Raw genomic sequence first — 4,510 nt, 5'->3', positions numbered from 1 at the left:
TACATCCACCGGCGCGACCGCGGCGGCAACATCCAGGTGCAGGTACCGGCCAGCGGCATGGTCACGGCCATCGAACCCATCATGCGCGCCTGCTCCGGCACCTGGATCGCGCACGGCAGCGGCAGCGGCGACCGCCAGGCGGTGGACCGCCACGACCGCGTCTCGCTGCCCCCGGGCGAGGACGAGTACCACCTGCGCCGCCTCTGGCTCACGCCCGAACAGGAGGAAGGCTACTACTACGGCTTCGCCAACGAAGGCCTCTGGCCGCTGTGCCACGTGGCCCACGTGCGGCCGGTATTCCGCGAGTCCGACTGGCAGCACTACCGCGAAGTGAACCGCCTGTTCGCCGACGCCGTGGTGGCCGAAGCCCGCAGCGAGGACCCGGTGGTGCTGGTGCAGGACTACCACTTCGCGCTGGTACCGGCCATGGTGCGCGAGCGGCTGCCGCGCGCCACCATCCTGACCTTCTGGCACATCCCCTGGCCCAATCCCGAGTCGTTCGGCATCTGCCCGTGGCGCACCGAGATCCTGCAAGGCCTGCTGGGCAGCACGATCATGGGCTTCCACACCCAGTTCCACTGCAAGAACTTCCTCGAGACGGTGGACCGCTACATGGAAGCGCGGATCGAGCACGAGCACTCCACCATCACGTACCGCGGCGATCCGACCTTCGTCGAGGCCTACCCGATCTCGATCGAGTGGCCGCTGCCGGAGGAGACGGCCACCTGGCCGAGCGTGGGCCGCTGCCGCAGCGAGGTGTTCGAGCGCCTGGGCATCCCGCCCAGCCACCGGCTCGCCGTCGGCGTGGACCGCTTCGACTACACCAAGGGCATCCTCGAGCGCCTCTACGCCGTGGAGCGCATGCTGGAGAAGTACCCCGAATGGCAGTCGCGCTTCACCTTCGTGCAGGTGGCGGCGCCCTCGCGCAGCGTGCTGGAGGAGTACCGCCTGTTCCAGGAGCGCATCACGACCCAGGTGGAGCGCATCAACCGCCGCTTCGGGCGCCCCGGCGCGCCGGTGGTGCGCCTGCTGGCGCAGCACCACGACCACGAGGAGGTGATCAAGCTGTACCGCGCCTCGGACGTGTGCCTGGTGACCAGCCTGCACGACGGCATGAACCTGGTCTCGAAGGAGTTCATCGCCGCGCGCGACGACGAGCGCGGCGTGCTGGTCCTCAGCCGCTTCGCCGGCGCCGCCCGCGAGCTGACCGAGGCCCTGATCGTGAACCCGTATCACGTCGAGGAAACGGCGGACGCTCTGTTCCAGGCGCTGAACATGCCCGCCGCCGAGCAGCGCGAGCGCATGGCCAGCCTGCGCGGCATCGTGCGCGAATTCAACGTCTACCGCTGGGCCGGGCGCATCCTGTCGGACGCCGCACGGCTGCGCCTGCGGCAGCGGGTCTCGACCCGGCTGCAGCGCCACTCGGGGACGATCGTGCCGCTGACGCGCAAGACCCGCTCTTGAGCGCCGCGGCCCGCGGAGGCTTCACAATGCGGGCATGTCCAGCCTCTCGGCCCGGCTCGCGGGCTTCCGCGACACCACAGGCGTGGGCGTGGCGAGGATGACGCTCTACCTCGCCGCGTACCTCGGCCTGGCGTGGATCAGCTTCATCTATCCGGCCCGCGGCCTGAATATCACGCCCTGGAACCCCCAGGCGGCGCTCGCCGTCGGGCTGTTGCTGTGGCAGCCGCGCAGCTGGTGGCTGGTGTGGGTGGCGGTGGTCTCGGGCGAAGCGCTGGTCGGCACCGAGCCCATCCCCTGGCCGGCGCTGGTGCTGGCCTCCGGCGCCGTCACGGCCGGCTATGCCGCCACCGCCGCGGCGCTGCGGCGCTGGATGGGGCCCACCCTGCCCATCGTGACGCGGCGCGACGTGGCCCTCTTCCTGGTGATCGTGGTGTGCGGCGCGCTGTTCGGCGCCGTGCTGCGCGCCGGCGCGCTCTGGGCCATGGGCGTGGTGGAGCTGGCGCGGGTGCCGGCGGTGATCCACCGCTCCTCCATCGGCGACAGCGTGGGGCTGATCGTCACGCTCCCCGTGTTGTGGGTGCTCGCCAGCGGCGAGCGCACGGCCGCCAGCCGCACCCTGCTGCGCTCGCGCGAGGCGTGGCTGATCGGCCTGGTCACGCTGGTGGCCATGGTCGCGGTGTTCGCGCAGCCGACCGAGGAGCAGTTCAAGTTCTTCTACGTCCTGTTCGTGCCGGTGGTGTGGGCGGCGGCACGCTTCGGCGCCATCGGCGCCGTCTGGTCCGCTGCCCTGGTGCAGATGCTGCTGATGCTGGCCGTGCAGACCGCGCAGTACCAGCCGCTGACCGTGTTCGAGCTGCAGGTGCTGATGGCGGCGCTCACCTCCACTGGCGTGCTGCTGGGCGCGACCGTCGACGAACGCGAGCAGGCGCAGCAGGCCCTGCGCGCCTCGCTGCGGCTGGCCGCCGCCGGCGACATGGCCGCGGCACTGGCGCACGAGCTCAATCAGCCGCTCACCGCCATGAGCACCTATGCGCGGGCCTCGCAGCTGATCGCGCGGCGCCTGGACCACGCGCCGCGCGAAGCGGTCGATCCGCTGCTGGAGGTGACCGACAAGCTGGCCGACGAGGCCACCCGTGCCGGCGAGGTGGTGAACCGGCTGCGCAAGTTCTTCCGCGAGCGCTCCACCGAGCTGCAGCCGACCGACCTGGCCACCCTGCTCGCCGAGGCCGAACGCTCGCAGGCGAGCCGGGCCGAAGGCCTGGGCGTGCGGCTGGAATGGTCCTGCGACCCGCAGCTCGCGCCGGTGTGGCTGGACCCGGTGCAGATCGGCGTGGTCCTGCGCAACCTGCTGGCCAACGCGATCGATGCCGCCTCGGAAGCGCGGGCCGCCGCGGCCGCCGGGCGCTCGGTGGCGGTGCACGCCACCCGTGAAGGCAACGAGGTCGTGGTCAGCGTGACCGACAGCGCCGCCGGCCTCACCAGCGAGGAAGTGGACCGCGTGTTCGAGAGCCGGCGCTCCGAGAAGCCGGGCGGCATGGGCATCGGGCTGGCCATCAGCCGCTCGATCGTCGAGGCGCACGGCGGCCGGCTGTGGGCCGAGGCCGGCCCGGGCGGCAAGTTCCACTTCAGCCTGCCCGCGGGCACGGGGCCGCAGCATGAATAACGCGGTGCACCGCAAGACGGTCTTCATCGTCGACGACGACGCCTCGGTGCGCGACGCGCTGGCGCTGCTTTTGAGCCTGCGCGGCTATCCCACCGCCATCTTCGCCAACGCGGAGGATTTCCTGCGCGCGCTGGAGCCGCACTGGCGCGGCGTGGTGGTCGCCGACCTGCGCATGCCGGGCATGTCGGGGCTGGAGATGCAGGAGGCGCTGGCCCGCCATCCCGCCCGCCTGCCGGTGATCATCGTCACGGCGCACGGCGACGTCACGGCGGCGCGCCAGGCCTTCAAGTTCAACGCCATCGACTTCATCGAGAAGCCCTTCAACCACGACCAGCTGCTGCAGTCGATCGACCGCGCGCTGCAGGGCCTGCCCGAGGACCCGGCATCGATCGGCACCCGGCCGGTGGCCACCGCGCTGTCGGCGCGCGAGCGCGAGGTGATGGCGCTGGTGGTGGAAGGCCTCGACAACCGCACGGTCGGCGAGCGCCTGGGCATCAGCCCGCGCACGGTGGAAGTGCACAAGTCGCGCGTGATGAGCAAGCTGGGCGCGCGCAATCTCGCGGAGCTCATTCGCATCGCGCAGGCCGGCAGCGCCTGAAGCGCCTGCGCTAGGGATCGCCCTTACGGGGCCCGGCGCGAATCGACGGCCATCGCTGCAACAATCCGTCTTCGAGCGAACTGTTCGCGCCCTTTCCCGGGCGCGTTTTTTTTTCGAAGACAGGCAGATGACGCAGACCCAGGTCCCCGACGATGTCAGCCGCTTCATCGGCGACTGCGTTCCCTCCGTGCCGCTGCTGGAGGCGCTGCTGCTGCTGCGCTCCGAGCCGGCGCGCAGCTGGGATTCCTTCAACGTCGCGAGCCGCCTCTACGTCGGCGAGAACGAAGCGCACGAACTGCTGCTCGCGATGGAGCAGTCCGGCCTGGCCCGACGGCGCGAGGACGGCAGCTACGCGTTCGCGCCCCGCACGGGCGAACTGGCCGGCGTGATCGACGCACTGGCCGCCACCTACGCGCACAACCTGGTCGGCATCACGGACCTGATCCACTCGCGCCGGGCCCTGTGCGACGACCTGTCCTGACAACCGGGAGACTTCCGATGCAGACCTCCGAAACCCGCGCCGCCGCTGCCACGGCCAGCACCATTTCCGAGCCGGTGGCCGGCGTCATCGGCGGCGTGGTCGCCGGGGCGGCCTATCTCGTGGCGCAGATCAGCCTCACGGCGGCCACGCGCGCCGGCGGGGCCGCGGAGCCCCTGCAGCGCATCGCCGCGATCCTGATGGGCCCCGACGCGGCGCCGCCGCCGTCGGAGTTCAACTTCACGGTGTTCGGCATGGCGCTGATCATCCACTTCGCGCTCGCGATGGCGTTCGGCCGCCTGGTCTC

General features: G+C 71.2%; 5 protein-coding genes. All 5 read left to right on the top strand.

What is annotated here, in order from left to right; translation table 11 throughout:
• Window positions 1-1,464 (top strand): trehalose-6-phosphate synthase (locus VFM98_RS07535; protein WP_325109294.1); only part of this gene is annotated, 1,464 nt, incomplete at its 5' end.
• Between the two features lie 34 nt (window positions 1,465-1,498).
• Window positions 1,499-3,127, top strand: a complete 1,629-nt coding sequence (locus VFM98_RS07530) for an ATP-binding protein (protein WP_325109293.1) — start codon at window positions 1,499-1,501, stop codon at window positions 3,125-3,127.
• Window positions 3,120-3,725, top strand: coding sequence for a response regulator transcription factor (locus VFM98_RS07525; protein WP_325109292.1), 606 nt, complete (start codon window positions 3,120-3,122; stop codon window positions 3,723-3,725). Before VFM98_RS07530 ends, VFM98_RS07525 begins: the two co-directional genes overlap by 8 nt.
• Window positions 3,726-3,852: 127 nt before the next feature.
• Complete coding sequence (locus VFM98_RS07520; protein ID WP_325109291.1) at window positions 3,853-4,206, top strand: hypothetical protein; 354 nt, start codon at window positions 3,853-3,855, stop codon at window positions 4,204-4,206.
• A gap of 17 nt (window positions 4,207-4,223) precedes the next feature.
• On the top strand, window positions 4,224-4,510 hold a 287-nt coding region (locus VFM98_RS07515), incomplete at its 3' end, for a hypothetical protein (RefSeq protein ID WP_414708997.1).

The organism is Ramlibacter sp., assembly GCF_035706265.1.
GTDB lineage: Bacteria > Pseudomonadota > Gammaproteobacteria > Burkholderiales > Burkholderiaceae_C > Ramlibacter.
This window is presented reverse-complemented; position numbering and strand designations above follow the sequence as displayed.